The sequence below is a fragment of the Shinella sp. HZN7 genome (assembly GCF_001652565.1).
Lineage (GTDB): Bacteria > Pseudomonadota > Alphaproteobacteria > Rhizobiales > Rhizobiaceae > Shinella > Shinella granuli.
In genome coordinates this window covers 61,599-87,518 of sequence record NZ_CP015741.1, presented here as the reverse complement: position 1 = coordinate 87,518, position 25,920 = coordinate 61,599, and the positions used below count along the sequence as shown (strand labels likewise).

Here is a 25,920-nt window from a genome sequence, read left to right as displayed (position 1 = left end):
TCTTCGACATAGAGTGTTGCGGCGCATGAAACGGCTCGTCTGGTTCTATAGGATCAGCAGTGTCAGCCTGTTCACGCTTGGCTTCATTGTGCTGCTCGGAGATGCAGGTTTCCGGATCAATCTGACGCCGAGCGAGCCGCTGGGCTTGTGGCGGATCGTCGAACCCGATCGTCCGATACTGGTTGGCGATCTGATCTTCATTTGCCCACCGTCCACCGACGCAATGCGTGAGGCGCGTGCGCGTGGATATCTGCGCTTTGGACTCTGCGCCGGCCACGTCGCGCCGCTGATCAAGACGGTTGTGGCATCATCCGGACAAGCGATCGAGATCCAAGATGAGGTGCATGTTGAGGGCCGCACGCTGCCTCATTCGCGTGTCGCACGGCTGGATGGTCAGGGACGTGAGATGGGGCATTACGACGGTGGTGTTGTTCCGCCGGGCATGGTCTTCGTGCATTCCCAGTTTCCGGGATCGTTCGATAGTCGATATTTCGGTCCTCTGCCGATGGATGGGATCCTCGGATTGGCGCAGGAGGTCTTGACCTATGCGCCGTGAATTTTTCCGAGGGGGCATGCTAGTCGCACTGTCGACCTGCGCTGGCTGGATCAGCTGGAGCGGTCATGTGCTCCTTCTTCCGGTCGCAGTAACCTTCACGCTGCTCTGGTCCCTAGCACGGACGCGCCTGCAGGCGGCGGGGGTCTCTGCTGCCTACTTCCTCGCCGCATCGCGTGGTTTGCCACAGGGCGTGGCGAATTTTTATGGTCAGGATATCTGGCCAGGTCTTCTGCTATGGCTGGTCGCTTCCTCCGCATTCGTGGCAGTCCATTCTGTGCTTTGGACGGATCGGACAGGATGGCAGAGGCCGCTCCGATACATGGCTGCATGTTTTGCGATGGCGGTTCCGCCCTTCGGCATTCTTGGATGGGCGCATCCGATCACGGCTGCGGGCGTTCTTTTCCCTGGCTGGGGATGGTGGGGTCTGGCAGCGATGGCAGCCGGCCTGGCCGTGATAACGACGCCATTTCGGCCGGCTACAGCCATGGTCTTGGCAGGCTTCTGGCTCTGGTCCGCCGCTGAGTGGACGACGCCGATTCTACCTTCGTCGTGGATGGGTGTCGATCTGGAAATGGGTGCATCCCTCGGCCGCGAAGTGGGCCTCCAGCGGCAACAAGAACTGATCGACATCGCTCGCGCCCACCCGGCGGGCACAACGGTCGTGCTGCCAGAAAGCGCTCTCGGCTTCTGGACGCCGACGGTTGGCCGCGTCTGGCAGCGATCTCTAACTGGAACGGGCATCACTGTCATCGCGGGAGCGGCAATCGTCGACAGCCAAGGCTACGACAATGTGCTGGTAAAACTGTCGGCTGATGGGAGCCAGGTTCTCTATCGGGAGCGGATGCCTGTCCCCGGATCGATGTGGCAACCCTGGCGGGGCTTGATCGGCGAACAAGGCGGCGCACGGGCGCATTTCTTCGCCAACCCCGTCGTCGAGGTCGGCACTGCGAAAGTCGCGCCACTGATCTGCTACGAGCAGCTCCTCCTCTGGCCGGTGCTACAATCGGCGTTCCACCGGCCCAAGGCCATCGTCACAGTCGGGAACGGCTGGTGGACTGCGGGGACGTCGATCATCGACATTCAGCGGGCGAGCAGCGAGGCCTGGGCACGCCTGTTCGATCTTCCTCTCGTCATCTCATTCAACATCTGAAACATGGAGCTCGCATGCTGGATGCTGCGCTGATCAAGGAATGTGCCGACCCATCGTTGAAGCCGGCGATCGTCGAGCAGTTCGTCCAGGCCGTCGGCTCGGAGGACCCGCTTGCGATCTCAGTGAGATCCGGCAGCCGACTGATCCTCGTTCCCAAACCGAAGACGCCTGAAGAAGCGATCGATATCGTCCGTGAGAGCATCGGCGGCTCTGTCGTGCGGGTTGGCCTCACCCAGATCCCCGCGGGCATCGGGTTGAACGACGTGTCGGAGCTGAAGGTCGATCTCGTCGATCCCTGCAACAATTTGCGGACGGGTACGGCAATGTTCGGCAAGATCCTTCGCATCGTTGCGAAGTGGTATGGAAATCCAACGAGCGAGGAGGTGTTCCCGCAGCTGTTCGATGATGCGATCCACGCCTGGCGGACCGGCAAGTTCGAGGGTGAGAGCGTGTTTCAGGCTGAGGATCCGGGTGGCGCGGTCGTGCAGCGTTCGGTGGTGGAGGCAGACGATGCTGGAGAAGTTGAGGAGGACGGATCCCCGGAGATGCCGAAGGAGACTCCGATCAAACCCGACGACGCTGGTATCCGGATCGATCTGACGAGGATCGGAGGCCAGAAATAGCGGCCGGACCGGACTTCCGCTTCTGGAATGGGCGAGTTTGGGATGTTCTCAGATTGCCGGCAGAGAGTACCGTGTGAGAACTGCCTCATCGCCCTCGATGCTGACCTCGATCACCTCGTTCAGAAGCTCTTCGTCGCCGGCCATTTCCTCCAGGATGAGTGTGAACAGGTCGCGCTGCAATGCCGGAACGACTTGAGGCACGATGATGACCAATCCGGCATGGATCTCTTCATTGCCGTAGAGTTTTCTGAAGTCGCGCGCGTTGTTGGTAACGAAGGTGTAGTCCTCCGCAACGATGCGCGGCATCAGGTCCCAGTCCTTTTCGCCGCTCAAGCCTAACCAGCTCACATGGAACCCGTCGTGGCCGTTATCCTGAGCAACGGCCACGAGAGATGTGTGCAGGCATTCATCAATCAGAAACTTCACGCTATCAGCTGCCGGGCGATCTGTTGGCCCTCGGCAGCGAGAGACGCTTTGAAGATTTCACGGTCGCGCCAAGGTCGGAAAGTTTGCGAGGCCGACCCCGGGCCGGGTGAGCAGCAGTCCAGATCTCCGCAAGTTCGACCATATGTGCGGTGAGCGAAGGATACCCCTCGACAATTTCCTCGGTGGTCGCACCCTGAGCCTTCATGGCAGCAATCGTCCTGACTGGAACGCGGGTTTTGCTGAAAACTGGTTCGCCGCCGAGAACACCCTTGACGCTTTCGATAACCCGTTCTGCTTCCCGTAGCGCCTCCGCGCGCGCAGCAAGCTGCTCGCGGGCGCGGGCAACATCCACGATCAGATAATCGTCTGCTCGAACAGTATCGGCATCTGGATTCTGGTCTATGGTGTCGAAGAGCCGCTGGCGGCGTTCAGCCGATAGGATCGAGCCGACCCCGTACCAGAGCTTGAGCCGCAACAAGTCATCGTCGGACAGCGCTCGCCCTTCATCTTCAGCAAGACGTCGGGCGATGATCCGTTTGTCGATTGCGTTATGCACCGACTTGACGGCAATTTCGCTGACGGCAGCCGCTTCTGCCGGAGTATAAGCGCGTGTCATCTGAGCCATAATCATTCTCCTTGTGGAGAATATATAATAGTTTTGCGGCGGGAAGTGAAGAGGCCAGCCAGTGGTCCCGAAAAGCGAGTGGGCTCAGGGCATTTGCTTCAAGTCTCGCTGTCGGGCGTGACCAGTTCAACATGACTCACTCCGAGCGCCTGGGCGATTTCATAAAGCGTGACGATGGACGGGTTTCGCTTCCCCCGTTCGAGACCGCTCAGATATTGCTGGCTGAAGCCCGAGCGCGCTTCGACATCCTCCTGCGTCAGGCCTTTTTCCCGACGAAGGCGGGCGAAATTTCGGCCGACCAGCTTGCGCATATCCATGCGCGGAAGATCACCGTTTACATACTTTAAGTTTATCAACTATAGTATGTAATTGATTTCTATATCGGCTTGCCCCGCTGCATGTCAGATTTTCAAGACGGTTTACACAGACCGCATAAGGGCAGTAACTGGATCGATAATGTTAAAAACAAGTGCAGCCGGGCCTGTGTCTGACAATAAACTCATATTGCGTCCACTCATCGGTTTAATGAGTGATCAACCGCCTGAGGAGATCGAACGCCACGTTGTGCGGGAGATTGAGAAACATCGCCGCTTGCGCAGCGATGCAGTGATGCTCGAAGCGAAAGTTTCTGCCGCAACCGACTCAGCCACGGCGCGCGAGGCAAACCAAGATTATATACAGGCGATGATTGCGGTGCATGCCCAGCAGACGGTCGTGTCCACGCTTCTCGACATTCTGGGCTATATTCCAGACATGCCGAGATCAAAGGGACACTAATTCAGATAAGGCCGAACTTTGTGGCCATGGCTGTCGCCTGCGGCAAGGTCGTCGCGCCCAATGCCGCCTTGGCATTGCGAACGAAGAACGCGACATTGGCATAGGTGGTGTTCTCGATGATCGCGATCGCACGCATCGATTTGCCCTCGGCCGACCATCGCAGGCAGGTTAATTCATCCGCCTTCAATCGAATTGGCGTTCGAAAGGTTGGCTTGGCTCCCAAGCCTTCGAGCCTCGTATGCAGTTGCGCGACTGCCGAAGCCGCAAGGACCGGGTTCAGCTGTTGTCCTAGGGCGAAGGCCGTATCTTCGGAAGCAAGTGTAAGCATCGCCATGCGCCCAAAGCCCGCCTTGATCGGAATGGTAATCCCTGATCGGATTCCGAACTCACCGGCCTCTCCGTAGAAGGCCCTGCGCTCCTTGCTCATTCGCAGCGATGCTGCATTGGTCCACGCGAAGGCCTCAAGCTTGTCGCGGGCGTTTCGCACGACTGGATCAATCAAGGCATATGCTCTTTCGAGATATCGCTGCTGCCACTCAATGTCATAGTTTGAGATTGCCGTGTGGGTTTCTGCCTGAAGGCTCAGATACGCATAGGCGCCAAAACCTGCCTCCTGACTGAGTTTTTCCAGGGTGGCCCTCACTGCAGCTTCGTCGTGAGCCAGGGCGACCTGCTCGGTCAAACGCTCAAACCATTGATTCAATTTACAGCCTCCTTCGACTGAGGGTGTGACTGCAGCACAGTTGCAGTCATCCAGAGATGCCCTTGGCTGAGGGCGTGATGGCTCCGAGGTAAGTCGCCGCACAGAAGCATGCGGCGTTAAAGTTGACCATTAAATGATAGTTTTTAGCCATGCAAGATTGCATTAGGTCATAACGATTCAATCTGACTGCGGCATTTGCAGGGCATGACTGGTCGGCTAATCGCGATACGCGGCTGGAAAGACGATGTCCTGATCTACCAACACGTTGAATTTGTAGCCCGGCCGTATTCTGACAGTCGGCTGGACGTTCAGATTTTTTGAGATGCTTTGCTCGGCCACTCGGCCGAAGCTCTCGGCAAAATTCCGACGGGCCGCGTCAGACGCGGTATCCTGCGTCGCGAGAGTCGAGCTTTCAGGCATCGACATATCTATGCCTGTGCCGATAATGGCAACGAGCGCGGCAGAGCCAAACGTACGCCAGAGGTGGCGATCGACCTTGTCCTTGAAGCCGCCATAGCCCTCGGCATCCGTGCCGGCCATGCCGCCGATTTGAAGTGTCGATCCATTCGGGAATATGAGGTCCGTCCAGACGACCAACACGCGCTCCTGCCCGAACGATACCTTGGAATCGTACCGCCCAAAGAGTTTCGCCCCCTGCGGGATGAGCAGCCGGTAGCCCGTGGCACTGTCATAGACATTCTGGCTAACCTGCGCCGAGATCCGTCCCGGAAGGTCGGAGCTCAGGCCCGTGATCATGGTCGCAGGGATGACAGATCCACGCTTCAGCTCGTAGGGCGAGAGCTGCGGGACCACCTGGTTTGGCAGATAGCCAAGATCCTTGATGTCCTGGTTGAAGAAGTCTTCCTTTGAGGTCTGGCCGTTTTGATCGGCGTTCTGTCCGAGTAGTCCGGACTTCATTGCGGCGCTGTAGAGATCGGATGCGCTGTTCGTCGCGGAATTGAACGGTTGGCGCGCGTCGGCCCTCGTTTCGGAAGCGCTCTTCTGGACCTCAGAGACGTCTACCTTGAGTGGAGAATCGAGCGCTGTCGCCCGTGCCTGGAGGCTCGCCATCCTCTGACGCTGCCCTTCGCGAAGGATCTGCTCGTCCTGTTCCCGCTTCAGCCGAGCCTTCCACTCGGCTTCCGGTTCGAGTTGCGATCGCCGTTCCGTCTGGACCTCCTTCTGTTGCTCCATACCGGCCTCTCTCACCGGCTCGCGTTCGACAACGACGGGCGTTGGCTGAAACACTTCGCGTTGCTCCGGTTCACCTATGATGCCGTCCGACACGCCTCTTTTCAGCTGATCGCCAAACGTTGTCGCCGGCGACGCGGAGGTGGTGTCGAGCTCGTTCCCACGGTTGAAGGAGAGACCACGCCAGGACAGGCCGATGATCACGACGCCGAAGAACAGAACGATGATGACGATTGCGACGATGATCGGCAGGCGATTGAGGCGCCGCATGCTTTGTTGATCGTCAGCGTTGCCCGTCGTGCCGAGTTGGAGCGATTGAACCATGCTATCCCCTCCCCTCAATTTCGCTGCATGATCGAAAGTGGACTGGCGGGCGTCGCGCCCGATGACGTCGCCGTATAGACCCGACCAAGCGCAACGGCTGGTGTGCTGACTTGCGCCAGTACTTGACCGTCGAAACTGTCGATTGACCAAGCAAATTCGACAGGCTTCTGATCATCACTGACCTTCTTATCGGTAACGACCGTGTACCCCCATCCCTTTAGCGCGGCCTCAAGAGCGGCGGCGTATTCGGAGTTATCTTTTTCCATTTTCAGCGTCGTGGTGCCGGCAGGTCCAACTTGTTCTGCAAGCCGGCTTGCCATGTCGCCGGCGATTGCGCTTGCGGTGGCCCCTGTGACAGAAGTCGGAGTGGAACTTGTGGCCAGCGTTTCATCCGCAGTCTGGCAACCGGAAAGAACGGCGGTGATGATGATGGCGGCGATGGTCTTGTTCATCGGTCAGCCTCCCCGCCGGATCATGATCTTTTGCTGGCGCCAGCCGACCCCGGACACGAGCACAGCCTTGTCGACGGCGTAGTCGACGATCATCATGTCGTTCTTCATCCGGTAGTTGACGATGCGGTTCTGGCCGCCACTGACGACGAAAAGGACAGGCGCGTCCTGACCGGAGATTGATCGGGGGAACTGGATGTAGGTCTTGGCGCCGTCGGAATAGACGCGCTTCGGCCGCCACGAGGCGCCACCACTGATGGAATAGGAGAAATTTAGCTTGTCCGGTGCGGCTCCAGGGATGCCGCCGGTCTCAAGTCGGGCATTGACGTCTGCGAGTTTCGTCGACACGTCCTCCGGATACTCGAAGCCGATCCGGGCCATGTACTGGCTGGGATGGGATTTGAGCTGGATGTGATAGGTTCGCCGGGAGGTCGTGACGACCATAGACGTGACGAGGCCGGCCTCCGAGGGCTTGACGATCAGGTGGATCGCCTGCCCGCCGGTCGCACCCGACGTCGCCGGCTCGACTTTCCAACGGACCGTGTCACCGACGAGCACATCACGCACGATCTCGCCGCCCTGCAGCTCGATGTCGCAGACCTGAAGCGGCGAGCAGACGACGGAGGGCTGGGTTTCGCCGAACAGAAAGATGACTTTCCCATCTGGCCCTGTCGTGACGAGACCGGACGTTCCCCTCCACTTTCGCGAGATATTGGTCCCCTTCACCTCGTTTGACGTCATGCTTTGCGCCATCGTGCAATCCGCAAGGGCGAGCCCGGCCATGCAGCCGGCGGCCGCTATCAATCCTGTTATGTGCATGTAAAATCCCCTGCCCTTAAAGCTGTGCGGTCCAGTCGAAGTCCTGGACATAAAGACCGATCGGGTTGAGGCGGATGATCGCCTCGTCCTGTGGCGCGGTGAGCGCGACCGTCGCGATCCCGCGAAACCGGCGCGTACCGGTCTCCTTGCCCTTGCGGTCGCGCTCATATTCGGTCCAGTCAATCTGATAGGTCTGGTTGGAGAGCGCGACGATATTGTTGACCTCGATGGCGACGGTCGATGTCTTCGCCTTCTCAAACGGCGAGTTGCCGCGGAACCAGGCATTGATCTTCTGGGTCGAAGGATCGGATGTCCTGAGAAGCGCATAGGTCCGATCGATATATTGCTTTTGCACCACCGCATCCGGCGTTATCGACTTCAGGCTGGTGATGAAATTGCCGAGTGTCGCGCGGACGACGCGGGCATCGGCATACTCGATCTGCTGAGGGAACCCTGCCGTCACCGAGGTGCCGAGCTTGTCGACCTCGACGATGTAGGGCACCAGCTTGACCTGCGTGCTGAGATACATGGCATAGGTAAAGCCGATCACGGCCATCGATAGTCCGAGAATGCCGACGATCCGCCATGCGCGCGCGGCCTGGACATAAGATCCATATCGTTCCGTCCATTCCTGCCGTGCGGCAAGGTAAGGGCTGTCGGGCGGCCGGTTTGCTGCCATCGCTTTTTTGCCTTCCTGATGTTTATTTGTCGTTTCGTTCGGGTGGGGTCTTTGGGCCGGCTTGACCGGTGCGGCTCTGGTCGAGCTTGGCGTTGGCAAGCCCCATAATCGAACCGGCATAGGCGCCGGGCGAACCGATCGCCTTTTCCTTGGCGGCCGAGCCGGCCGCCTTCCCAGCTGATCCGATCCCGGCGCCCATACCGCGCAGTGTCGCGCCTGCCACAGAGGAGCCCGCGGCTCGGGCGGATTGGGCTGCAGCAGCCCCGGCTCCGACGGCGCCTGCCGCGAGCGACGCTGCGCCAAGTGCAAATGAGGTGGCCTGACCACCGTGACGGATGGCTTCCATGCCGCCAGAGACAGACGCGCCTTGAACGACCCCCTGGATAATCGTTGGCACGTACATCGAGATGATAAACACCACGACTGATATGCCGGCGATCGCCAATGTGGTAATGAACTGATCGCTCTCCGCTGTCGGCGCTTGCGCCAGGCCGAGAAGGACCTCCGAGCCGATTTTCGCAATCATGACCAGCGCCATGAGCTTCATGCCGACGCCAAAGGCATAGACGAGATAGCGAACGGCAAAATCCTTTGTGAAGGACGAGCCGCCCAAGCCGAGCATGATCATGCCTGCGAGTAGTCCGACATACATCTCGACCATCACCGCGACGAAGATTGCCGCGACCAAGGAAAAGCATATGACGACTACGCCCATGGCAAGGACGGCGGCAATCGCAAGCGCGTTGTCCTCGAACACGCCGAACTTGGCCTGCTCGGACATCTGCGATGCGACCCGGATACCAGCATCGAACACTTCGGCTGGTGAGGCGGAGCCGCCCCCCGCACCGATCTGGTAGAGACTGTTGACGACATCCCTCGCAAGCGTTGGTCCCTGGGTGAGAACGAACGCGAAGAAGCCTATGAACATAATCCGTCGGACGAGTTCGGCGAACCAACTTTCAAGGGATGCTGCCTGTATAGCGAGCCAGACGGCGGCGATGCCGACCTCGATCCCGGCGAGGATCCAGAACAGCGACCTTGCCGCGTCCATGATGGTGGTCTCCCATCCCTTCGCGGCAGCAGAGACCTGGTTCTCAAGCTCCGTCAGGACCTGTCCCTGTTGTGCGAACGCTGGAGTAGCCAGGATCAGGCAGGCTATTCCCCCGAGTAGGAGAGCCTGTTCAAGATTTCGCTTCACCATCGCGGCCGCATCTCCTGACCTTTTTCGATCGGCGGTAGCTCCTTAGCGGTACCGAAAAACTTCTCCCGGGTGATCCGTTGCTCTTCGCTCATCTGGGAGGATGCCAGGGCGTTCACCTGAACGAGATAGAAAGCGGTGCCGGAAGCCGCCACAGTTACTATGGCCAGCACCACTGCGACCAGGACCGGGCGGCTCACCAGCGTGGCTCCATCTTCTGACCGCTCGGGATCGTGGAAACGTCGGCATTGAAGAATTTCTCACGCCGGGCCTGCGCGAGATCCTTGTCCGTCTGCTCGGTCTGAAGCCATGTCCCCATCATCGTCATTTGTTGGGAAACCAGGCCGCGCAGCTTCTGCATCTGGGAAACCTGCTGAGCAGCGATCTGGTGTCCGACCTGAAGGGCCTTCATCTGGCCGTCGGCCGACTCCGACATGGACCGCAGCGAACTCATTGTGCCTTCCTCCGTGTCGAACTGGTCTGCTGTCAGGCTCGCAGCCTTGAGCGTGCTGCCGATTGTGTCTCGGTTCGTGTCCGACCAGGATTGGTAAGTGTTAGAAAAGGATTCAGCATTGGGTAGATTGGTCTTCAGGTCCGCATAGCTTTTGAACCGCTGCTGAAGGACGTCGTCGGCATTGCCCATCGAGAACGAGATGCTTTGCCCCTGATCGACAATGTTGCGCAGACGGTTGAGATCGTTTTCGACCTGACCCCAGATATGTTCAGGGAGCTGCGTCGTGTTCTGCAGCATGTTTTCGTAGATCTTCAGCTGGTTCTGGATCTGCTCGGCCAGTTGAGTGATCTGGGTCAGTTGGTTATCGACCTGCAGGCCGGAGCTTTTCAGCAGGTCGACGAGCTGAGCATTGTTGGCAAGCTGCGTCCATTCGGTAGCAGCGCCTGTTGCAGATCCCGCGTGGGCGGATGTAATCGGCGACAGCGCGATTGCCACTGACATCGTTGCGACGATCCAGTTATTGGACGTTGAAGTGCGACGTGGCATCGTGGACCCCTCTCGATTGAAGCCAATGGGTAGGCCAGTCCTGGCCGTGTTCCGCCTTCAGCGCGCGTATCCGCTTCAGGTCTTCCTTTCCGGATGCGCCGACAAAGCTCAGCGCCACCGGCCCAAGCGACATGTCGAAGAGCCGCCTTCCGTCTGGAGTGGCGACGTAGTATTCGCGCTTGGGGATGGCGCCCGAGACAATCTCGATCTGCCGCTCGTTGAAGCCGATCCGCTCATAGAACTCGCGTGTGCCCGGCTCGCGTGCAGCGCCGTTTGGCAAGCAGATCTTGGTCGGGCAGGATTCTTTCAACACGTCGACAATCCCAGACCGTTCGGCGTCGGAGATGGATTGTGTCGCCAGTACAACGGCGCAATTAGCCTTGCGCAGCACCTTCAGCCATTCCCGGATCTTGTCGCGGAACACGGGATGACCGAGCATCAGCCATGCCTCGTCGAGGAGGATGAGGCTAGGTGAACCGTCCAGTCGCTTCTCGATCCGGTGGAAGAGGTAGGTGAGGACGGGCACCAGATTGCGTTCGCCCATATTCATAAGCTGCTCGATCTCAAAGCATTGAAACGCCCGGAGTGTCAGGCCGTCCTCTTCCGCGTCGAGAAGCTGACCCATAGGGCCATCGACGGTATAGTGATGGAGGGCATCCTTGATCTCGCGCATCTGCACGCCGCTGACGAAGTCCGACAGCGATTTCCCAGGCGCTGTCGCCATCAGTCCGATCTGGCGTGAGATCGCATTGCGATGGTCAGGAGTAATGGTGACGCCTTGCAGCGCGACAAGCATCTCGACCCATTCGGTCGCCCAGGCTCGATCTCCGTCTGTCGAAAGATCGAACAGCGGGCAGAACGCCAGTGCTCTCCCCTCCCCGTTTTGGTCATTGCCGATCTCATGGTGATTGCCGCCAGCAGCGAGCGTCAGGGGAAGGAGCGAATTGCCTTTGTCGAAGGCAAAGATCTGGGCGAACTCGTAACGACGGAATTGCGCCGCGATCAGAGCGAGAAGGGTCGACTTGCCCGAGCCCGTCGGTCCGAAGATCAGGGTGTGGCCGACATCGTCGACATGCAGGTTCAGGCGGAACGGCGTTGAGCCCGAGGCAACCTGCATCAGCGGCGGTGAGTTCGGCGGATAGAATGGGCAAGGCGCCACCGGATTGCCCGACCATACCGAGTTCAACGGAACGAGGTCCGCGAGATTGCTCGTATTGATCAGCGGTTCACGGATGTTGGCGTACCAGTTACCGGGGAGGCTGCCGAGAAACGCATCTGTCGCGTTCAGGGTCTCGACGCGCGCCCCGAAGCCTTCGGCTTGGACCAGCCGGCGTATGGCTTCCGCCTTTTCCTGCAGGGCGTCGCGGTCCCCATCAAACAAGATGATAACGGGAGTGTAATAACCGTAGGCGACAAGCTGGGACGATGCTTGGGCGATTGCGTCCTCGGTCTCGGCCACCATCGTCAAGGCATCCTGATCGACCGATCTGCTCTGCGTCTGGAAGAGCTGATCGAAGAAGGGGCGAACCTTCTGCTGCCATTTCTTCCGGGTCCGTTCGAGCTTCTTGCGTGCCTCTTCCGCATCAAGGAAGATGAAGCGCGACGACCAGCGGTAGGTCAGCGGCATCAGGTCGAGATTGTTGAGGATGCCGGGCCAGCTCTCCGCCGGCAGGCCATCGATGGCGACAACCGCGAGGAACCGGTTCTCGACCTTCGGCGTCAGGCCATGCTCCAGCTCCGCCGTCGCCAGCCAGTCGAGATACATAGGGACCTCCGGCAAGCGAACCGGATGGCTCTCCCCCGTAATGCAAAATCGAACAAACTGCATGAGGTCGTCATAGCGTGCGACCCGCTCCCCTCCCCTCTCGCGGACCTCGCGTGTCTGCATGCGTGCGATCGACAGGGTGTTGGCCAGGTACTGTTCGATTTCCCGGATCGCGTTTCGAAACACGAACAGGACAGTGTCGGCGTAGGACTTCTTCCGGCTCTCCTCGTCCGAATAGATGTATTTGGTGAGCGCCGTCTTCTTTGACTCGAGCGGCCGGTAGGTGAGAATGATGGCATGCTTGCTCTCGAAATGCCCCTGCTCACGCCGGAAATGAGTTCTGCGCTCGGCGTCTATCGCGCGGGTTACAGGGTCCGGAAAATAGCTCTGGTCTGGCGTAGGATAGTCAATCGTCGGTATCCGGATGGCCTCGACCTGGATCATCCACCCCGTCCCCAGACGCGACAGGATCGCATTGATCTGCCGGGACAGCTCGTTTCGTTCGAGGTCGGTGGCGCTTTCGGCGTCCGGACCCGCGAAGTACCAGCCAGCCATCAGGCTACCGTCCTTCAAGAGGAGGACGCCGTTGTCGACCAGGCCGGCATAGGGAAGGAGATCAGCGAAAGACGGACCGGTCACGCGGAAACGTTTGAGGGCAGCCATCAGCACACCTCTAGTATCTTCGCCACGGCGCGGCCGTTGGCCGGTAGTGGGGCTTGTAGGAAATGTGACGGGCATAGACCTGCCGCATCAGCGGGTCAGATTTGGCCATCATGCGAAGCAAACCAACGATGACGATCCATACTGCCACGCCGAAGAGCGCCGAATAGATCGTCAGCACCACGAAGATCAGGATCACGGCCGCAAGTCCGGTGATCAGCACCAGCTCGCGGTCTGCACCCATCAAGAGGTTCGGTCGGGACAGCGCACGATGGATACGATTGCGGTGGAGGCTCACAGCCCCCCCTCACCTTCTCTGTTCTGATCAGGCCCAATCATCTGCTCGGCCGTGACGCCAATCGAGGCGCCTGTCGCGCCGAAGAGGCCGACAATCGTCGTGGCACCAAGCAGGATTCCGGCGACCAGCACGACATAGACCAGTCTGCGAGCGAAGTCGTTGAGCTCGCCACCGAAAATCAGCATACCTCCGGCGATAGCGACTGCGGCAAGTGCGATATACCCCGCAACCGGACCAGTGATGGACTCCTGGATCTGCTCAAGCGGTCCTTCCCAGGGAAGGCTTCCGCCGGAACTGGCAAAAGTCGGTGATGCAACGGCGATTGCTGCGATAGCGATAGCCGCAATGGTGGGGGCTGACTTTTCAAGCTGCATCGCGGCTGTCCTCGGCATAAGCTTCAGTAAGGTACTGCCCCCCGGCAAAGCGGGTCACATGAAGGATCTCATTGAGCTTGCGTCCTTTGGCCGTTCGTTCGATTGAGATGATAAGATCGACCGCATCTCCGATGACTGCCTGCATAGGTTGATGACTGGCCTCGGCTGTTAGCTGTTCCAAGCGCTGCAACGCTGATCGTGCGCTGTTGGAGTGGATCGTTGCGACCCCTCCGGGGTGTCCGGTGTTCCAAGCCTTGAGCATAGTCAGTGCTGCGCCGTCGCGGACCTCGCCGACGATGATCCGATCTGGTCTCAAGCGCATCGTGCTCTTCAGGAGACGCGACATGTCGACGGCATCGCTGGTGTGCAGACTGACTGCATTGTGAGCTGCGCATTGAATCTCAGCAGTGTCTTCCAGAATGACCAAGCGGTCATCGGGGGAACTCGCAACGATCTCCGCGATTATGGCATTTGTCAGCGTGGTCTTACCGGAACCCGTACCACCAGCAACCAGGATATTGAGCTTCGAAGCAATTGCGCTTCGAATGACGTCGGCATGCTTTGCGGTCATCACCTTACTGGACACATAGTCGTCAAGCGGTATGAGGCGCGACGCACGACGGCGGATGGTGAACGACGGGCCTGAAACGACGGGAGGGAGTAGTCCTTCAAAGCGATGCCCGCCGATTGGCAGTTCGCCTGAAACGATCGGGCGATCATCATCGACCTCGGAGTTTAGAACATGAGCGACGCTGCCGATGACGGTTTCTGCCGCAGTCCGTGTCATCTCTCCTGCTGCGGCCATCCCGTGACCAAGCCTTTCGATGAACAGCCGACCGTCAGGATTCAACATGATCTCAACGACACCAGGGTCTTCGAGAGCTATGCAAAGATGGTCTCCCAGCGCGTTCTGCAGTTTGCTGACGAGGCGGGGTAGTGAGCGGTTTTGTGTGCCGAGCATGATCAGGCCGCTTCCTTTTTTGGGGTTGCGAAGTTTGATGAATAGGTGCCGGGGCGAAGGCGATCGAAGCTCACCCAATCTGCTGGAAGCACTCCGGCGATACTTCGCGTCTCATTGATTTGGACGGGTGAGCCTAGGCGCTTGAGCGGCCAGCCGGCGCGACGAAGGATACGCTCCAACCGAACGTCCGTTGCGGTGACGATCTCGGAGTAACCATTAAGTATGCTCCACTCGACGATACCGGCGAACATCGCGAGCGTCGCAGTGTGAAGGCCAGACTGCTGTTGCCTTCCAGCGGCTTCCGTATCCACACAAAATCGAGAACTTTCGATCATGCGGGGATGAACTCGCAGATGAGCCGATTCTAGAAGCTGCGGAAATACCCTCTCCAACATCGTGCCGCTTTTTGCGGGTAGGAGCCGCGCGCAGGCGATCACAGCATCGGAACGGTCAATGCACAGGATGTACGTCGGCCTTAGCTCATCGAAGCTGTCTACCTCGAGGCCGGACGTGCAACGGACGTTCCAGGCTAGTCTGCCGCGGAAGATGCGGGCGCGGAGACGGTGCATGTCGTGAATGAGGCGGTGTTCTGCTTCGTTCTCTGGATTACTGATCGCAACGATGCGCATCGGGCAAATCTCCCCTGCTCTGGCGGTGCGAGGAGCTTTGCCGGGGTATCCAGCTTTGATCTACTGCCAAAAGTGTCAGCTGCTGATTCTAGCTCAGTCGGCTGCCGGCCTAACGTTTCGGGTTCGGCGGGATGCCTCAGTGACTAACAAAAGTGTTAGTAAGACGCTTTAACCGCGAAGTCGCAAAATCCCGTAAGCTATTGGTCGCAAAGGGTAATGGCCGACCCCAACGATATGGGTGTGAGCTCCTTCCTGAGCCGTTAGGGTTTTGTTAACCCTATTTCTCTTGCAGACCAACGGGAATCGTGACTTATCCTTGAGACGGAAATAGCGCGTCTGACGCTAAAAAACCGTCTGAGGACAGAGGCAGAAGTGAACGTGATCGATCGCAACATCGGAAAACCATCAACTTCAGCCAACATTACTCAGCGCGCTGAAGCGCTTTCAGCGAGGCTCCGAGCCGTAGGAGAGCGCGCATTTCCACCAACGGCACAAAAGTCCCTGCGATCATTTACCTCCGGGGAAGTAGCAGAGATTGTTGGCGTGTCGGACGGCTATCTGCGACAGCTCTCGATTGACGGATTGGGGCCAACACCGGATTTGGGCAACGGCGGGCGCCGATCTTACTCTCTTGAACAGATCAATGAACTCAGGCGCTATCTCGCCACCGCCCGGCCGAAGGAAGCTGTAAGATTTTTCCCGCAGCGGCGCAGCGGTGAAAAGTTGCAGGTGATCACGGTCGCAAACTTCAAGGGAGGGTCGGCCAAAACGACCACTTCCGTCTACCTTGCACAGGGGCTCGCTCTGCAGGGTTACCGAGTTCTCGCGATCGACTTGGATCCGCAGGCATCCCTCTCAGCGATGTTTGGTTATCAGCCCGAGTTTGACGTTGCCGAGAACACCACACTGTACGGTGCCATCCGGTACGATGAAGAACGAGTACTGATGAAAGACGTGGTCCGTCCGACCTATTTCACCGGTATTAGCATCGTACCCGGTAACCTGGAGCTCATGGAATTTGAGCATCAGACTCCAAGATTCATGCTGCAAAATAGGGGGAAAGCAGAGGATCTCTTCTTCCGTCGCGTGGCAGGGGCTATCGCTCAGGTGGAGGACGACTTTGACGTTGTCGTCGTCGATTGCCCACCGCAATTGGGTTTCCTCACCATGGGGGCCTTGAACGCCGCTACTGGCATGATCGTCACCGTGCATCCGCAGATGGTCGATGTCGCTTCCATGAGTCAGTTCTTGTTGATGACCTCCGATCTGGTTTCCGTGATCGAGGAAGCCGGCGGTCGCCTAGATTACGACTTCCTTCGCTTCCTGGTCACGCGGCATGATCCTCGTGATGTTCCGGAGCAAGAAATTGTTGGTTTGATGCGAGACGTATTTGGTGCCGACGTGATGTCTGCGACCGCATGGAAGTCGACTGCTATTGCCAATGCCGGGCTTACAAAGCAGTCGCTCTACGAGTTGACCAGAGGTGCAGTTGGGCGGTCCACTTATGATCGAGCCATGGAGTCAATCAACGCAGTAAACGAAGAAGTCGTTGGGCTCCTGAACCAGGTATGGCAGCGGTGAATTTAGTTTGGGTCATTATTTTTCAATGGCTTAAGCTGTTGTCAGCTGACTACAGATGACGGCATTCTGGATTGATGGCCCCGAGAGGATAAGATGAGTAAACGCACACAATCGATCCGATCTCTTTTCGCAGCAGATTCCGGCTCCACGTCCGCAGAGGGTGCCAGGCCTCCGGTTGAGCGGGTCGCATCCGGAGCGGTTCGCTCGTTGAAGGATACATTTTCCGAGGTCGAAAGGGACTACGAAGAGCTGAAGCGGCAGGTTTCAAGCGGCGCGGTTCCTGTCGAGCTTGATACCGAATTGCTCGACCCCTCCCCTTTCGCAGACAGATTCGCTGACCAGGATCTAGCGGCCGTCGAGGCGCTGAAAACGTCTTTTCGGGAGCATGGTCAGGAAATCCCGATCCTTGTTCGAGTTCATCCAACCTCTCCCGGTCGCTATCAAATTGCCTATGGCCATCGGCGAGTAAAAGCGGCCGCGGATCTTGGTCTCAAAGTTAAAGCCTACGTCCGGGAGCTGGACGATGATCGGCTCATCGTTGCACAAGGCGTGGAGAACTCAGCTCGTGAAGATCTGACGTTCATCGAACGTGCAACGTTTGCTTTGAGGCTTGAAGACGGAGGTTTCCAACGGGCTCTAATACAAACAGCACTCTCTGTTGATCGCCAGGAAGCCTCGAAGCTTGTAACGGTGGCCCGGGCCGTTCCTCAGTGGATAGTCACTGCGATCGGTCGAGCTCCGAAGATTGGTCGTCCGAGATGGCAGGAGCTGGCCGAACTATTGAAGGAAGCAGGTACGGAAACAAAAATCCGGAAAGCCACCGAGCACGCCACTTTTCGGCATAAGGACAGCGATGAGCGATTCGCGGTCGTCCTTCGTGCTGCGAAGGCGAAGAATGAGGCCAGTTCGGCATCCAAAAATCGCGCATTGGTCGCGAAACTGTCCGACGGCACTGAAATCGCAAGACTGGCCGTTTCTGGCAAATCTTGCAAAATTCAGATTGATCGAACTCGGGATGAGGACTTCGCATCATTCGTGATGCAGCAGCTTCCGGAACTCTATTCGAGTTTCCAAGACCAAGCACAATCTCCGAGCAAAGAGACTGAAGGGAGATAGCAAAAGAAAAAGGCCCCCAAACGTTGCCGTCATGGAAGCCTCTCTCATTGGTCTAAGCAGCCTGAGAATCGCATTTTCATGAATCGCAGTCAAGAGTCATTGGCATCGTTTTGGTGAGCGGACTTCTTTTGCCTGAAGAAAGGTGAAGGAATATGCAGACTGGAAATGTGACGACGCCCTTTGGGCGGCGGCCTGCTGTGCTTGCTCTTGTAAAGAGGCAGCTCCAGACGTCTGAGACGAAACCAAACCGCCCTGTCGACAAATGGAAAGTGTTTCGAGACGCTTGTGAGGCCCGCGAACGCCTTGGCCTCCAGGACAGGTCGCTCACTGTGCTGGACGCATTGCTGACGTTTTATCCCGAGAGCGAGCTCAACTGCGATAGTGGATTGGTGGTCTTCCCTTCGAACACCCAGCTTTCCGTCAGAGCGCACGGCATCACAGGAACAACCTTGCGGCGCCATTTGGCTGCCTTGGTCGAAGCCGGGCTCATTCAGCGCAAGGATAGTCCGAACGGCAAGCGCTACGCTCACCGGGACAAGGGTGGCGATATCGAGCAAGCCTTTGGGTTCGATCTTTCTCCACTTTTGGCTCGTGCTGCGGAACTTGCAATTCTGGCACAGGAAGTCGCTGCCGAACGCCTGCAGTTCAGGCGAGCCAAAGAGGCACTGACTATCTGCCGGCGTGATGTGCGCAAGCTGATTTCAGCAGCGATGGAGGAGGGGGCCGACGGCGACTGGGAAGCCATCGAAGACATGTATGTCGGCATTGTCAGCCGACTTCCCCGCAATCCTGACCGTCACCAGGTGGGGGCAATCCTCGACGAGATGCAGCTTTTGCGTACCGAAATCCTCAACCTTCTGGAAAATCAGTTAGATTCTCAAAATATGGACGGCAATGCTGTTCAAAATGGCTGCCACATACAGAATTCAAAACCCGAATCCATCTATGAACTTGAACCTAGCTCTAGAAAAGAGCAGGGCGGAGCCGTCGAGCTGGATGTAGCACCCAAAGCGGTTGCTCAGCCGTTGGCAAAGCCGGAACAGATGAAGGCGTTCCCGCTGTCGATGGTCCTGAAAGCCTGCCCGCAGATTTCGGACTACGGGCCCGGGGGGGCGATCTCCCATTGGCGCGAGCTGATGGGGGCCGCGGTGGTGGTTCGATCAATGCTTGGCGTCAGCCCGTCGGCCTACCAGGAGGCTTGCGAGGTTATGGGTCCTGAGAACGCCGCGGTTGCCATGGCTGCAATCCTGGAGAGGGCAGGGCATATAAACTCGGCAGGTGGATATCTCCGCGATCTCACGCGTCGAGCGAGGGCAGGGGAGTTCGGGCTTGGGCCGATGCTTATGTCGCTGATGCGTGCCAATGTAGACGGCCATCGGAAAACGGGGTGAGCGGTTGTAACGGCGCAACGGGTAGGGGGTATAGTCGTACGGCAGTCGTGCCACTTTTCATGCAGCATTCGTTCCACGGTTTCTTGATTTGCTAGGAGTCCGAGCACACGAGGAACGTCTCAATAGCTTCTAGACCTGCCCCGGATGCTGCACCAAAAATCGAAAACCGACCCAAATGAGACGCTAATTTGTGTCTCATGGAGATTGTCTCAGGGGGTATACCCTAAAGCACCTGTGGTCGGTCGCCGATTGAGGCATCGGCGAGCTAATCGCTTATGGGGATGAGGGACCAAACATTTGATTCATCGAAAAGATGCGGGAAAGACGTGTAGCTCGGTAGAGAATGTGTTGCGAAGCTTATGGACGTGATGTCATGTCACTATGTGATCAGGCATAGCTTGGGGAGAGGACCGGCTGATGGGGGGAACCTATTTTGATGACGAGCAGGAGATAGGCCCACAGGGTTTGGCATTGCTACGCAAGGTGCTCGCGGACCTGTTTCGAGATCAATCGGGCGACTCGAATGCGGATCAAGAGCTTGGCTTGGCAAAGGAACTGGTCGCCCTTTTCAAGTCGGGCTTTCGAAGCGAGGAAGAGTTGAAAGCAATGGCCAGGGGCATGACAATCGAGAGCCATCAGCATGATTGAAAACAAAGGACTTGATGGGAACGCAGGAGCTACTATTTCCGGCTCATGATCCACGACGTTGCCAAAAAACTCAATTCAGTTCTTACACCTGAAGATCTGGCACTGCTGGAGACGGCCTTTGCGCGTGTGTGCGAACTGCGCGGCGTCTCTCAAACATCGCCGCCGGCGCAGGAAAGCGCTAAAGTTCTGATAAACCTATATCAAAGCGGAATTCGAAACCGGTTCCAACTGGTGGCGATGCTAACGGGGCAGAGGTTTCCGTAGAAAGCGTTGACTCAGTGTTGAACAGAGTGCGCTGCCGATTGAGCGAGACCGGAAATCCAGACGGCACTGCCATGACATAAATGGCAATATTGTTTGTCGTGCTGACAAATAAAGCAAGCGCGGCGACTGATGTATCACCGAATCGAAGCGCTGGATGTTGTAAGCGACGGCTCAGATCACTGAAACGTTCTCGGCCTTGGATTTACCCGTCTTGCGGTCCTGACCTACTTCATAGCGAACCTTCTGACCGTCTTTAAGTGCCTCGCCGAAGCCGACCGCGGAGATGTGCACAAAGACGTCCTGACCGCCATCATCCGGGGTGATGAAGCCGAAGCCCTTGTCCTGAGCAAAGAATTTTCTTGTTCCGGTCGCCATGTGTACCTCTGTTGGTGATTGAGACGCCGACCTTAATCGCCATGCGTCCGAGCAACAAGCTGCATCCTGTCAGGCCATTGGCGACAGGCTGCTGTATCCTCTGATCGGACGGACTGAGACTTTAGGCGAAGATCGCTGTCCATAAACCGCTGCTTTAGGTTTTTGGCAGATAGTGAGAATCAACTGTGTTGGCGGTTTGGGCTTGTCACTGCGTCCCCCCGGGCGATCGAAAGCGTAGCGTCGTCTCTTCCGGTTGAGTGTTCGAGGCGTGGCGTGACGGTGATTGAGAATGGATGACGTCTGGAAAGTTCTTGCTGGCAATCTCGCTGCAGTGGCATTGATCGTCTCGATCTGGACACATCTTTCCTATCGCTTCTACCAATTGCCTCCCAAGCTGCGCTGCGCCGGCCTCGGGGTCACGATGGGCCTCGCAGCGATAGCCTCAATGCTACTCTCGGTGCGCTTCGGAGTCGGGGTCATATTCGACCTTCGGCTTGCGATTATCGAATCGGCCGCGGTATTCGGTGGACCTGGAGCTGCACTGATCACAGCCATAATGGCAGCGGGTTTCCGCTTCTACCTTGGTGGGGCAGGGGTAGCGCCTGGGCTGACCGCGATCGCCATTGTTTTCGTTCTAGGAAGCTCGCTCTGGTTCTTCGGCGGCCGCAAGCCGCTGAGCCATGCGCCGTCGATCCTGAGTGCCGCTGTGCTTGCAGGCTGTCTTTCGATTGCGGTCCTTGCGTTGCTTCCTCAGGCGGACTTCCAGAGGGCGGCAGCACAAGTCGGTCTGCCAATCGTCGTCCTGAATTTTACGACGACCGCTGCTATTGGCTTTTTTCTGGCGTATTTCCGTCGGTTCACGCTCGAGCGCGACATTCTGCATGCGGCGCTTACGCAGGCTCCTGATTACCATTACGTCAAAGACCTCAACCACCGTTTCGTCGTCGCGAACCTTAATGTTGCTCGCCACAATGGGCGATCGCGGTCTTCCGAGATGGTCGGGCTGACGGACTATGACCTCGCGCCGAGAACGAGAGCCGAGCAGTTGATCGCAGCAGAGGCCGGTATCCTGCAAACCGGCCAGCCGCTGAACCATTTCGAGGAGTTCCTCGTCGAAGAAGGTAAGCCGCCCCGATGGTACTCGACCTCGAAAGTCCCCTTGAGAAACCGACAAGGCGACATGGTCGGTCTGGCCGGCGTCACAGTCGACATCACTGAGAAAAAGTTGCTCGAGCAGGAACTGCGATCCAGCAGAAACATCATGGCTCAAGCCATGGCCGAAATGTCCGATGGGCTCGCGATGTTCGGACCGGATGGGAGAGTGGTGTTCTGCAACGATCACTACCGCGCACTGTTCCCGAGATCAGCTTACGCCCGCAAGGAAGGTGCACACATCACCGAAATCGTCAGAGCAAGCGTGCGCAATGGTGAGCGCCAGGATATGCCCATCGATCTCGACGAAGATAGCATCCAAGCTGCTGGCCAAACGCTCTTCATCAATAAGGACGAAGTCATCCCACTCGCAGATGGTCGCTGGTTGTCCTTGAGAACGCGGGTGACTGAGGACCAACACGTGCTGGCACTTGTGTCCGACATCACTGCGATGAAGGAGTCTGAGCTTTCGCTCAAGAACTTTGCGGAGCGGATGAAAGGCCTGGCCGAAACAGACGCGTTGACAAGCCTTGCAAATCGGCGGTCCTTCGATGACGGCCTGCTACGTGAATTCGAGGCAGCCAGGCAGACCGACCGACCTTTGTCTGTGCTTCTGGTCGATGTCGACAGGTTCAAGGCGTATAACGACCGTTACGGTCATCTTGAAGGTGACAGCTGCCTCAAATCAGTCGCGGGGGCCATCGCGGCTGCAGTCCGGCGCTCTGGCGACATCGCAGCTCGGTTCGGTGGCGAGGAGTTTGCAATCGTGTTACCCGATACCGACGGCGACACGGCGATCACGATTGCTGAGAAGGTCAGATCGTCCATCCGGGACCTCGGCTTGGTGCACGAAGGCAGCGAGTATGGCATCGTGACCGCCAGCCTTGGTGCTACCGTCTTTACGTCGGATTCGAGGGTGAGTAACCCCGCCGAACTCGTAGCACGGGCTGATCTTGCACTCTATCAGGCGAAGGATGCCGGGCGAGACCGCGTCGGGTTTCAGAGGCTAGCTGAAGAGCGCGTGAAGAAGCCGGCTTAAAACCTTGTCGACCACGAATAGGGCCTGCCACACACCCATCTTTTGAAGTTCCTCTTCAAACCAGTGTCACGGTCGCCGAGAACTGCGTACCGGCCTGAGACTGAAATTTATAGGTCCCATCTAGTTGGCGAACTGATCCGTCTATCAGGCGCGTGCCCGTTCCAGACGAAACCGCGCTGGCGTCGAAGCCCACACCCTCGTCACTTATGGTCAGGAGACTTTTTCCAGGTTCCTCTGATGGGGTTAGAGCAACCAACAAACGACCCTCATCACTCTCAGGGTAGGCGTACTTGATCGCATTCGTCACAACTTCGTTCACCAGCAAGGCCAGTGCTGTCGCCTTGTCTGCTGAAACTGGCGCAGACTGCAGTTCAAAATCGACATGAAACTTTGCATCATGGGCCGAAATCGCGCTGCAGACCACAGCGCGGATGAGCTCTGCGGCATCGATCTCAGCATATGCGTCGTGCTTGTAGATCTGCTCGTGAACCGCGATCATCGACTTGATCCGGCTGCTGAGCGCTTCAAACCCTTCTGTTCCCCGCATTTGGAGTCGGACCAGTGACATCACGGATTGCAGGTTGTTCTTCACTCGGTGATGGATTTCGCGCAGAAGCATCTCGTTGGTTTCGAGCGCTTTGGCAAGTTGCGCAGATTGCAGTTCTTGAGCCCTCAGGAGGTGCAGGATCCACCACCCAGCAATGGCAGCACCGCCGATGATTATGAACGCGACTACACCGAGCATCAGCAGCGTCTGCCGAAACGGTTGAATGAGGAACTCGTAGTCTGCTGCGGCTACGGCTATGAAGGGTGTCCCTTCCACCCGACGATATGCAACTACGCGCCTCACTCCGTCCATTGGTGACGTCTCTGCACGATACGTCCCTGCCGGCGCTTCCTTCAGATACTTTGTGAAGAGGATGTAGCCGGACATGTCCAAAGTCGTTGCGGGCAGAGGGTAGCGCGCCACCAGCATGCCGTCATCGCGGACAAAACTGATGGCATAGTCGCCGCCGAGATCCACTGTTTCCCATATTGGCCGCGTGATGCCCGCAGGAACGGACACCATGATGGCGCCCATGAATCTACCTTCTCGCACGATGCGTCGACTGAATACAAAAATTTGGTCGCCGTTGAGACGGCTGATGAGGAGGGAGGAAACATACTCTGTCTGTCCATCCCTGACGGCTGTGAAGTAGTCCCGATCCGTGATGTCGACGGGCTTGATCTCGGGGTCGGTCGAATAAAGCGTTCGGCCTTCAGCATCGACAACATAGGCCTGAACGCCGCTCGGCAATCCTTGGGTCGCCACGTCCATATCACGGATATTTCCGTCGAACCTCAGATCCGTTAGGCGAAGTGCATCGTCAATCCGGCGAGCCGTCTGCGTACCCATCTGATGGATCCAAGACACATGGCTTGCGACGATGCGGATTCCGGGAATTAACCGGACGGTGTTCCGATCAAAAACCGGACGCCATTCCGACATGAAGCCGGACGCGATTCCGATAAATAACCGGACAGTTTAGGCGGTCCACCGATGCCTTTGGGTCAGCAACCTTGGCATGTGTTTCCTCGTGACGAACGAGGAGATGCTGATGCCGGCGAAGAGAAGGCTGACCATGAGACAACTACGACAAATGCTTCGGCTTTGCTCGGACGACGTGAGCGTGCGCGATATTGCCATGATGCTGGGGCTTGCCCGCAGCACGGTGCAGGATAACCTTGAGCGTGCGAGAGCGGCCGGACTGAGCTGGCCCTTGTCCGGAGACCTGACGGACGACGTCATCGAGCGCCGGCTATTCTCCCGACAGGGCGTCAAGCAGGGCCTGCGCCGGCGGGTGGAACCCGATTGGAGCGCGCTGGCGGTCGAGCTGAAGAAGCCGGCCGTGACCCTACAGATCCTTTGGGAGGAATATCGCGCGATTCATCCTGATGGCTACGGCTACAGCCGGTTCTGCGAGCTGTTCCGCAGTTTCGAGCAGCGGCTTTCGCCCACGATGCGCCAGGAACATGTTGCCGGCGACAAGGTGTTCGTCGACTATTCCGGCAAGACGCTGCCGATCGTCGACGGCAAGACCGGCGAGATCCGCGAGGCGGAGATCTTCCTCGGCGTGCTGGGTGCGTCGAGCTACACCTTCGCGGAGGTAACCTGGAGCCAGGCCCTGCCGGACTGGATCGGCTCGCATGTGCGCATGTTCCGCTTCTTCGGCGGCGTCCCGCGGCTCCTCGTTCCCGACAATCTGAAGTCCGGCGTGAACAAGGCCAGCTTCTACGATCCCGAGATCAACCGCACCTACGGCATGATGGCGGCGCATTATGGCGTCGGCGTTCTGCCTGCCCGCCCGAAGCGCCCCAAAGACAAGGCAAAGGTCGAAAGTGGCGTGCGTTTCGCCCAAACCTGCATTCTCGGCCGCTTGCGCAACCAGACCTTCTTCTCGCTGGCCGAGGCCAATGCCGCCATCGTCGGAGCCGTCGAGCGGATCAACACCCATGTCATGCGCCGGCTCGGCCAAAGCCGCCGGGACATGTTCGAGGCGATGGAGCGCACCGCGCTGGCAGCACTTCCGGCGCAGGATTACGAGTTCGCCGAATGGCGTCTGGCGCGGGTCTCGACGGACTACCATGTCGAGTTCGAGCGTTACTTCTATTCCGTGCCCCACCATCTTATCCGCCAGCAGGTGGATGTCAGGGCCACGAGCCGCACCATCGAGATATTCCTCAAAGGCCAGCGGATTGCGGCTCATCAGCGCCGATACGGCGGTTCACGCTTCGGGACCGATCCGGATCACATGCCCAGTTCGCATCGCCGATATGCCGAATGGTCGCCGGAACGCTTCCGACGCTGGGCCGCATCGATCGGCCCGCACACCGAGGGCCTGATCGTCGCGATCCTTGCCAGCCGGCCGCATCCAGAACAGGGGTTCCGAACCTGCCTCGGGGTTCTCGGGCTCTACCGCGCCATCAGCGCCGCCCAGGCCGAGGCCGTCTCGGCCCGCGCCGTCGAGATCGGCGGGCTGACCTGCAAAAGCATCGGCGCGCTCATCAAAAGCTACAAAACACCCCGCCATTCCGCTGAACCGGCCGCCGTCGGCGAACACGCCAATCTTCGCGGCCCCGGCTACTTTCACTAAGGAGACAATCGAC

General features: G+C 58.1%; 28 protein-coding genes. 10 read left to right on the top strand and 18 right to left on the bottom strand.

The window, feature by feature from the left end; translation table 11 throughout:
* The first annotated feature begins 25 nt into the window (after positions 1–25).
* The 3 genes from traF to shn_RS30550 are packed head-to-tail and all read left to right on the top strand — an operon-like array spanning position 26 to position 2,329.
* Entirely contained in the window at positions 26–556 is a 531-nt protein-coding gene (gene traF, locus shn_RS30560; protein ID WP_245337521.1) for a conjugative transfer signal peptidase TraF, read from the top strand.
* Entirely contained in the window at positions 546–1,706 is a 1,161-nt protein-coding gene (locus tag shn_RS30555; RefSeq protein ID WP_064334294.1) for a conjugal transfer protein TraB, read from the top strand. The genes traF and shn_RS30555 overlap by 11 nt, the downstream gene beginning before the upstream one ends.
* 14 nt (positions 1,707–1,720) lie before the next feature.
* The gene (locus shn_RS30550; RefSeq protein ID WP_064334293.1) at positions 1,721–2,329 is read left to right on the top strand and encodes a TraH family protein; all 609 of its coding nucleotides are present in this window, start codon (positions 1,721–1,723) and stop codon (positions 2,327–2,329) included.
* 48 nt (positions 2,330–2,377) lie between these two features.
* Here the strand turns inward: shn_RS30550 and shn_RS30545 are convergent, their stop codons facing one another.
* The 3 genes from shn_RS30545 to shn_RS30535 form a co-directional block, all read right to left on the bottom strand.
* Complete coding sequence (locus tag shn_RS30545) at positions 2,378–2,755, bottom strand: DUF5615 family PIN-like protein (protein ID WP_064334292.1); 378 nt, start codon at positions 2,753–2,755, stop codon at positions 2,378–2,380.
* A 4-nt stretch (positions 2,756–2,759) separates the two neighbouring features.
* A complete protein-coding gene (locus shn_RS30540; RefSeq protein WP_064334291.1) occupies positions 2,760–3,380 on the bottom strand; it encodes a DUF433 domain-containing protein in 621 nt (206 codons plus the stop codon).
* Positions 3,381–3,478: 98 nt separating this feature from the next.
* A complete protein-coding gene (locus shn_RS30535) occupies positions 3,479–3,697 on the bottom strand; it encodes a helix-turn-helix domain-containing protein (RefSeq protein ID WP_064334290.1) in 219 nt (72 codons plus the stop codon).
* Between the two features lie 139 nt (positions 3,698–3,836).
* On the opposite strand from shn_RS30535, the gene shn_RS30530 reads away from it, so the two are divergent.
* The gene (locus tag shn_RS30530; protein WP_084438680.1) at positions 3,837–4,157 is read left to right on the top strand and encodes a transcriptional repressor TraM; all 321 of its coding nucleotides are present in this window, start codon (positions 3,837–3,839) and stop codon (positions 4,155–4,157) included.
* A gap of 1 nt (position 4,158) precedes the next feature.
* Here the strand turns inward: shn_RS30530 and shn_RS30525 are convergent, their stop codons facing one another.
* The 13 genes from shn_RS30525 to traI all read right to left on the bottom strand — a co-directional run bounded on the left by shn_RS30525 (position 4,159) and on the right by traI (position 15,207).
* Positions 4,159–4,860 carry an autoinducer binding domain-containing protein gene (locus shn_RS30525; protein ID WP_168168999.1) on the bottom strand — a complete coding sequence of 234 codons (702 nt, stop codon included), beginning with the start codon at positions 4,858–4,860 and terminating at the stop codon, positions 4,159–4,161.
* 216 nt (positions 4,861–5,076) lie between these two features.
* A complete protein-coding gene (gene trbI, locus shn_RS30520) occupies positions 5,077–6,375 on the bottom strand; it encodes an IncP-type conjugal transfer protein TrbI (protein ID WP_064334288.1) in 1,299 nt (432 codons plus the stop codon).
* Positions 6,376–6,389: 14 nt separating this feature from the next.
* The gene (gene trbH / locus shn_RS30515; RefSeq protein ID WP_064334287.1) at positions 6,390–6,827 is read right to left on the bottom strand and encodes a conjugal transfer protein TrbH; all 438 of its coding nucleotides are present in this window, start codon (positions 6,825–6,827) and stop codon (positions 6,390–6,392) included.
* Positions 6,828–6,830: 3 nt separating this feature from the next.
* Positions 6,831–7,643, bottom strand: a complete 813-nt coding sequence (gene trbG, locus shn_RS30510; RefSeq protein WP_064334286.1) for a P-type conjugative transfer protein TrbG — start codon at positions 7,641–7,643, stop codon at positions 6,831–6,833.
* A 16-nt stretch (positions 7,644–7,659) separates the two neighbouring features.
* Positions 7,660–8,322: a conjugal transfer protein TrbF gene (locus shn_RS30505; RefSeq protein ID WP_062428114.1), complete on the bottom strand. Its 663-nt coding sequence runs from the start codon at positions 8,320–8,322 to the stop codon at positions 7,660–7,662.
* A 22-nt stretch (positions 8,323–8,344) separates the two neighbouring features.
* Positions 8,345–9,523 carry a P-type conjugative transfer protein TrbL gene (gene trbL / locus shn_RS30500; protein WP_064334285.1) on the bottom strand — a complete coding sequence of 393 codons (1,179 nt, stop codon included), beginning with the start codon at positions 9,521–9,523 and terminating at the stop codon, positions 8,345–8,347.
* Complete coding sequence (trbK, locus tag shn_RS30495) at positions 9,517–9,720, bottom strand: entry exclusion protein TrbK (RefSeq protein ID WP_064334284.1); 204 nt, start codon at positions 9,718–9,720, stop codon at positions 9,517–9,519. Before trbK ends, trbL begins: the two co-directional genes overlap by 7 nt.
* Positions 9,717–10,520, bottom strand: a complete 804-nt coding sequence (trbJ, locus tag shn_RS30490) for a P-type conjugative transfer protein TrbJ (protein WP_064334283.1) — start codon at positions 10,518–10,520, stop codon at positions 9,717–9,719. The genes trbK and trbJ overlap by 4 nt, the downstream gene beginning before the upstream one ends.
* Positions 10,492–12,948 carry a conjugal transfer protein TrbE gene (locus shn_RS30485; RefSeq protein WP_064334282.1) on the bottom strand — a complete coding sequence of 819 codons (2,457 nt, stop codon included), beginning with the start codon at positions 12,946–12,948 and terminating at the stop codon, positions 10,492–10,494. Before shn_RS30485 ends, trbJ begins: the two co-directional genes overlap by 29 nt.
* A gap of 10 nt (positions 12,949–12,958) precedes the next feature.
* Positions 12,959–13,243 (bottom strand): conjugal transfer protein TrbD, encoded by a 285-nt coding sequence (locus tag shn_RS30480; RefSeq protein ID WP_064334281.1) that lies wholly within the window; start codon positions 13,241–13,243, stop codon positions 12,959–12,961.
* Complete coding sequence (locus shn_RS30475) at positions 13,240–13,617, bottom strand: TrbC/VirB2 family protein (protein WP_064334280.1); 378 nt, start codon at positions 13,615–13,617, stop codon at positions 13,240–13,242. The genes shn_RS30480 and shn_RS30475 overlap by 4 nt, the downstream gene beginning before the upstream one ends.
* Entirely contained in the window at positions 13,607–14,578 is a 972-nt protein-coding gene (gene trbB / locus shn_RS30470) for a P-type conjugative transfer ATPase TrbB (protein WP_064334279.1), read from the bottom strand. The genes shn_RS30475 and trbB overlap by 11 nt, the downstream gene beginning before the upstream one ends.
* A gap of 2 nt (positions 14,579–14,580) precedes the next feature.
* Complete coding sequence (gene traI, locus shn_RS30465; RefSeq protein ID WP_064334278.1) at positions 14,581–15,207, bottom strand: acyl-homoserine-lactone synthase TraI; 627 nt, start codon at positions 15,205–15,207, stop codon at positions 14,581–14,583.
* Positions 15,208–15,579: 372 nt separating this feature from the next.
* Here traI and repA point away from each other — a divergent pair, with 372 nt between their 5' ends.
* The 4 genes from repA (at position 15,580) to shn_RS30445 (ending at position 19,943) form a co-directional block, all read left to right on the top strand.
* A complete protein-coding gene (repA, locus tag shn_RS30460; RefSeq protein ID WP_064334277.1) occupies positions 15,580–16,788 on the top strand; it encodes a plasmid partitioning protein RepA in 1,209 nt (402 codons plus the stop codon).
* Positions 16,789–16,881: 93 nt separating this feature from the next.
* A complete protein-coding gene (repB, locus tag shn_RS30455) occupies positions 16,882–17,904 on the top strand; it encodes a plasmid partitioning protein RepB (protein WP_064334276.1) in 1,023 nt (340 codons plus the stop codon).
* A gap of 152 nt (positions 17,905–18,056) precedes the next feature.
* Positions 18,057–19,295 carry a plasmid replication protein RepC gene (gene repC, locus shn_RS30450; RefSeq protein WP_064334275.1) on the top strand — a complete coding sequence of 413 codons (1,239 nt, stop codon included), beginning with the start codon at positions 18,057–18,059 and terminating at the stop codon, positions 19,293–19,295.
* A 417-nt stretch (positions 19,296–19,712) separates the two neighbouring features.
* Positions 19,713–19,943 (top strand): hypothetical protein, encoded by a 231-nt coding sequence (locus shn_RS30445; RefSeq protein ID WP_064334274.1) that lies wholly within the window; start codon positions 19,713–19,715, stop codon positions 19,941–19,943.
* Between the two features lie 435 nt (positions 19,944–20,378).
* On the opposite strand, the gene shn_RS30440 is transcribed toward shn_RS30445, so the two are convergent.
* Complete coding sequence (locus shn_RS30440; protein ID WP_064334273.1) at positions 20,379–20,582, bottom strand: cold-shock protein; 204 nt, start codon at positions 20,580–20,582, stop codon at positions 20,379–20,381.
* 289 nt (positions 20,583–20,871) lie between these two features.
* Between shn_RS30440 and shn_RS30435 the strand changes: the two genes are divergently transcribed.
* On the top strand, positions 20,872–22,773 hold the full coding sequence (locus shn_RS30435) for a diguanylate cyclase (protein WP_064334272.1): 1,902 nt from the start codon (positions 20,872–20,874) through the stop codon (positions 22,771–22,773).
* Positions 22,774–22,828: 55 nt separating this feature from the next.
* On the opposite strand, the gene shn_RS30430 is transcribed toward shn_RS30435, so the two are convergent.
* Complete coding sequence (locus shn_RS30430) at positions 22,829–24,169, bottom strand: sensor histidine kinase (RefSeq protein ID WP_168168998.1); 1,341 nt, start codon at positions 24,167–24,169, stop codon at positions 22,829–22,831.
* Between the two features lie 226 nt (positions 24,170–24,395).
* Here shn_RS30430 and istA point away from each other — a divergent pair, with 226 nt between their 5' ends.
* Positions 24,396–25,907 carry an IS21 family transposase gene (istA, locus tag shn_RS30425; protein WP_371328596.1) on the top strand — a complete coding sequence of 504 codons (1,512 nt, stop codon included), beginning with the start codon at positions 24,396–24,398 and terminating at the stop codon, positions 25,905–25,907.
* The last annotated feature ends 13 nt before the right edge of the window (positions 25,908–25,920 follow it).

What these genes read in the sequence shown, in the direction of transcription:
- shn_RS30435 (WP_064334272.1), top strand. Translation starts at nt 20,872, where the DNA reads ATGGATGACGTCTGGAAAGTTCTTGCTGGCAATCTCGCTGCAGTGGCA.
- trbI (WP_064334288.1), bottom strand. Translation starts at nt 6,375, where the DNA reads ATGGTTCAATCGCTCCAACTCGGCACGACGGGCAACGCTGACGATCAA.
- trbB (WP_064334279.1), bottom strand. Translation starts at nt 14,578, where the DNA reads ATGCTCGGCACACAAAACCGCTCACTACCCCGCCTCGTCAGCAAACTG.
- shn_RS30485 (WP_064334282.1), bottom strand. Translation starts at nt 12,948, where the DNA reads ATGGCTGCCCTCAAACGTTTCCGCGTGACCGGTCCGTCTTTCGCTGAT.
- trbJ (WP_064334283.1), bottom strand. Translation starts at nt 10,520, where the DNA reads ATGCCACGTCGCACTTCAACGTCCAATAACTGGATCGTCGCAACGATG.
- shn_RS30430 (WP_168168998.1), bottom strand. Translation starts at nt 24,169, where the DNA reads ATGGGTACGCAGACGGCTCGCCGGATTGACGATGCACTTCGCCTAACG.
- shn_RS30540 (WP_064334291.1), bottom strand. Translation starts at nt 3,380, where the DNA reads ATGGCTCAGATGACACGCGCTTATACTCCGGCAGAAGCGGCTGCCGTC.
- shn_RS30505 (WP_062428114.1), bottom strand. Translation starts at nt 8,322, where the DNA reads ATGGCAGCAAACCGGCCGCCCGACAGCCCTTACCTTGCCGCACGGCAG.
- shn_RS30440 (WP_064334273.1), bottom strand. Translation starts at nt 20,582, where the DNA reads ATGGCGACCGGAACAAGAAAATTCTTTGCTCAGGACAAGGGCTTCGGC.
- trbG (WP_064334286.1), bottom strand. Translation starts at nt 7,643, where the DNA reads ATGCACATAACAGGATTGATAGCGGCCGCCGGCTGCATGGCCGGGCTC.
- repB (WP_064334276.1), top strand. Translation starts at nt 16,882, where the DNA reads ATGAGTAAACGCACACAATCGATCCGATCTCTTTTCGCAGCAGATTCC.
- traI (WP_064334278.1), bottom strand. Translation starts at nt 15,207, where the DNA reads ATGCGCATCGTTGCGATCAGTAATCCAGAGAACGAAGCAGAACACCGC.
- shn_RS30555 (WP_064334294.1), top strand. Translation starts at nt 546, where the DNA reads ATGCGCCGTGAATTTTTCCGAGGGGGCATGCTAGTCGCACTGTCGACC.
- shn_RS30445 (WP_064334274.1), top strand. Translation starts at nt 19,713, where the DNA reads ATGGGGGGAACCTATTTTGATGACGAGCAGGAGATAGGCCCACAGGGT.
- istA (WP_371328596.1), top strand. Translation starts at nt 24,396, where the DNA reads ATGAGACAACTACGACAAATGCTTCGGCTTTGCTCGGACGACGTGAGC.
- shn_RS30535 (WP_064334290.1), bottom strand. Translation starts at nt 3,697, where the DNA reads ATGGATATGCGCAAGCTGGTCGGCCGAAATTTCGCCCGCCTTCGTCGG.
- shn_RS30475 (WP_064334280.1), bottom strand. Translation starts at nt 13,617, where the DNA reads ATGCAGCTTGAAAAGTCAGCCCCCACCATTGCGGCTATCGCTATCGCA.
- trbL (WP_064334285.1), bottom strand. Translation starts at nt 9,523, where the DNA reads ATGGTGAAGCGAAATCTTGAACAGGCTCTCCTACTCGGGGGAATAGCC.
- shn_RS30530 (WP_084438680.1), top strand. Translation starts at nt 3,837, where the DNA reads ATGTTAAAAACAAGTGCAGCCGGGCCTGTGTCTGACAATAAACTCATA.
- shn_RS30550 (WP_064334293.1), top strand. Translation starts at nt 1,721, where the DNA reads ATGCTGGATGCTGCGCTGATCAAGGAATGTGCCGACCCATCGTTGAAG.
- trbH (WP_064334287.1), bottom strand. Translation starts at nt 6,827, where the DNA reads ATGAACAAGACCATCGCCGCCATCATCATCACCGCCGTTCTTTCCGGT.
- traF (WP_245337521.1), top strand. Translation starts at nt 26, where the DNA reads ATGAAACGGCTCGTCTGGTTCTATAGGATCAGCAGTGTCAGCCTGTTC.
- repC (WP_064334275.1), top strand. Translation starts at nt 18,057, where the DNA reads ATGCAGACTGGAAATGTGACGACGCCCTTTGGGCGGCGGCCTGCTGTG.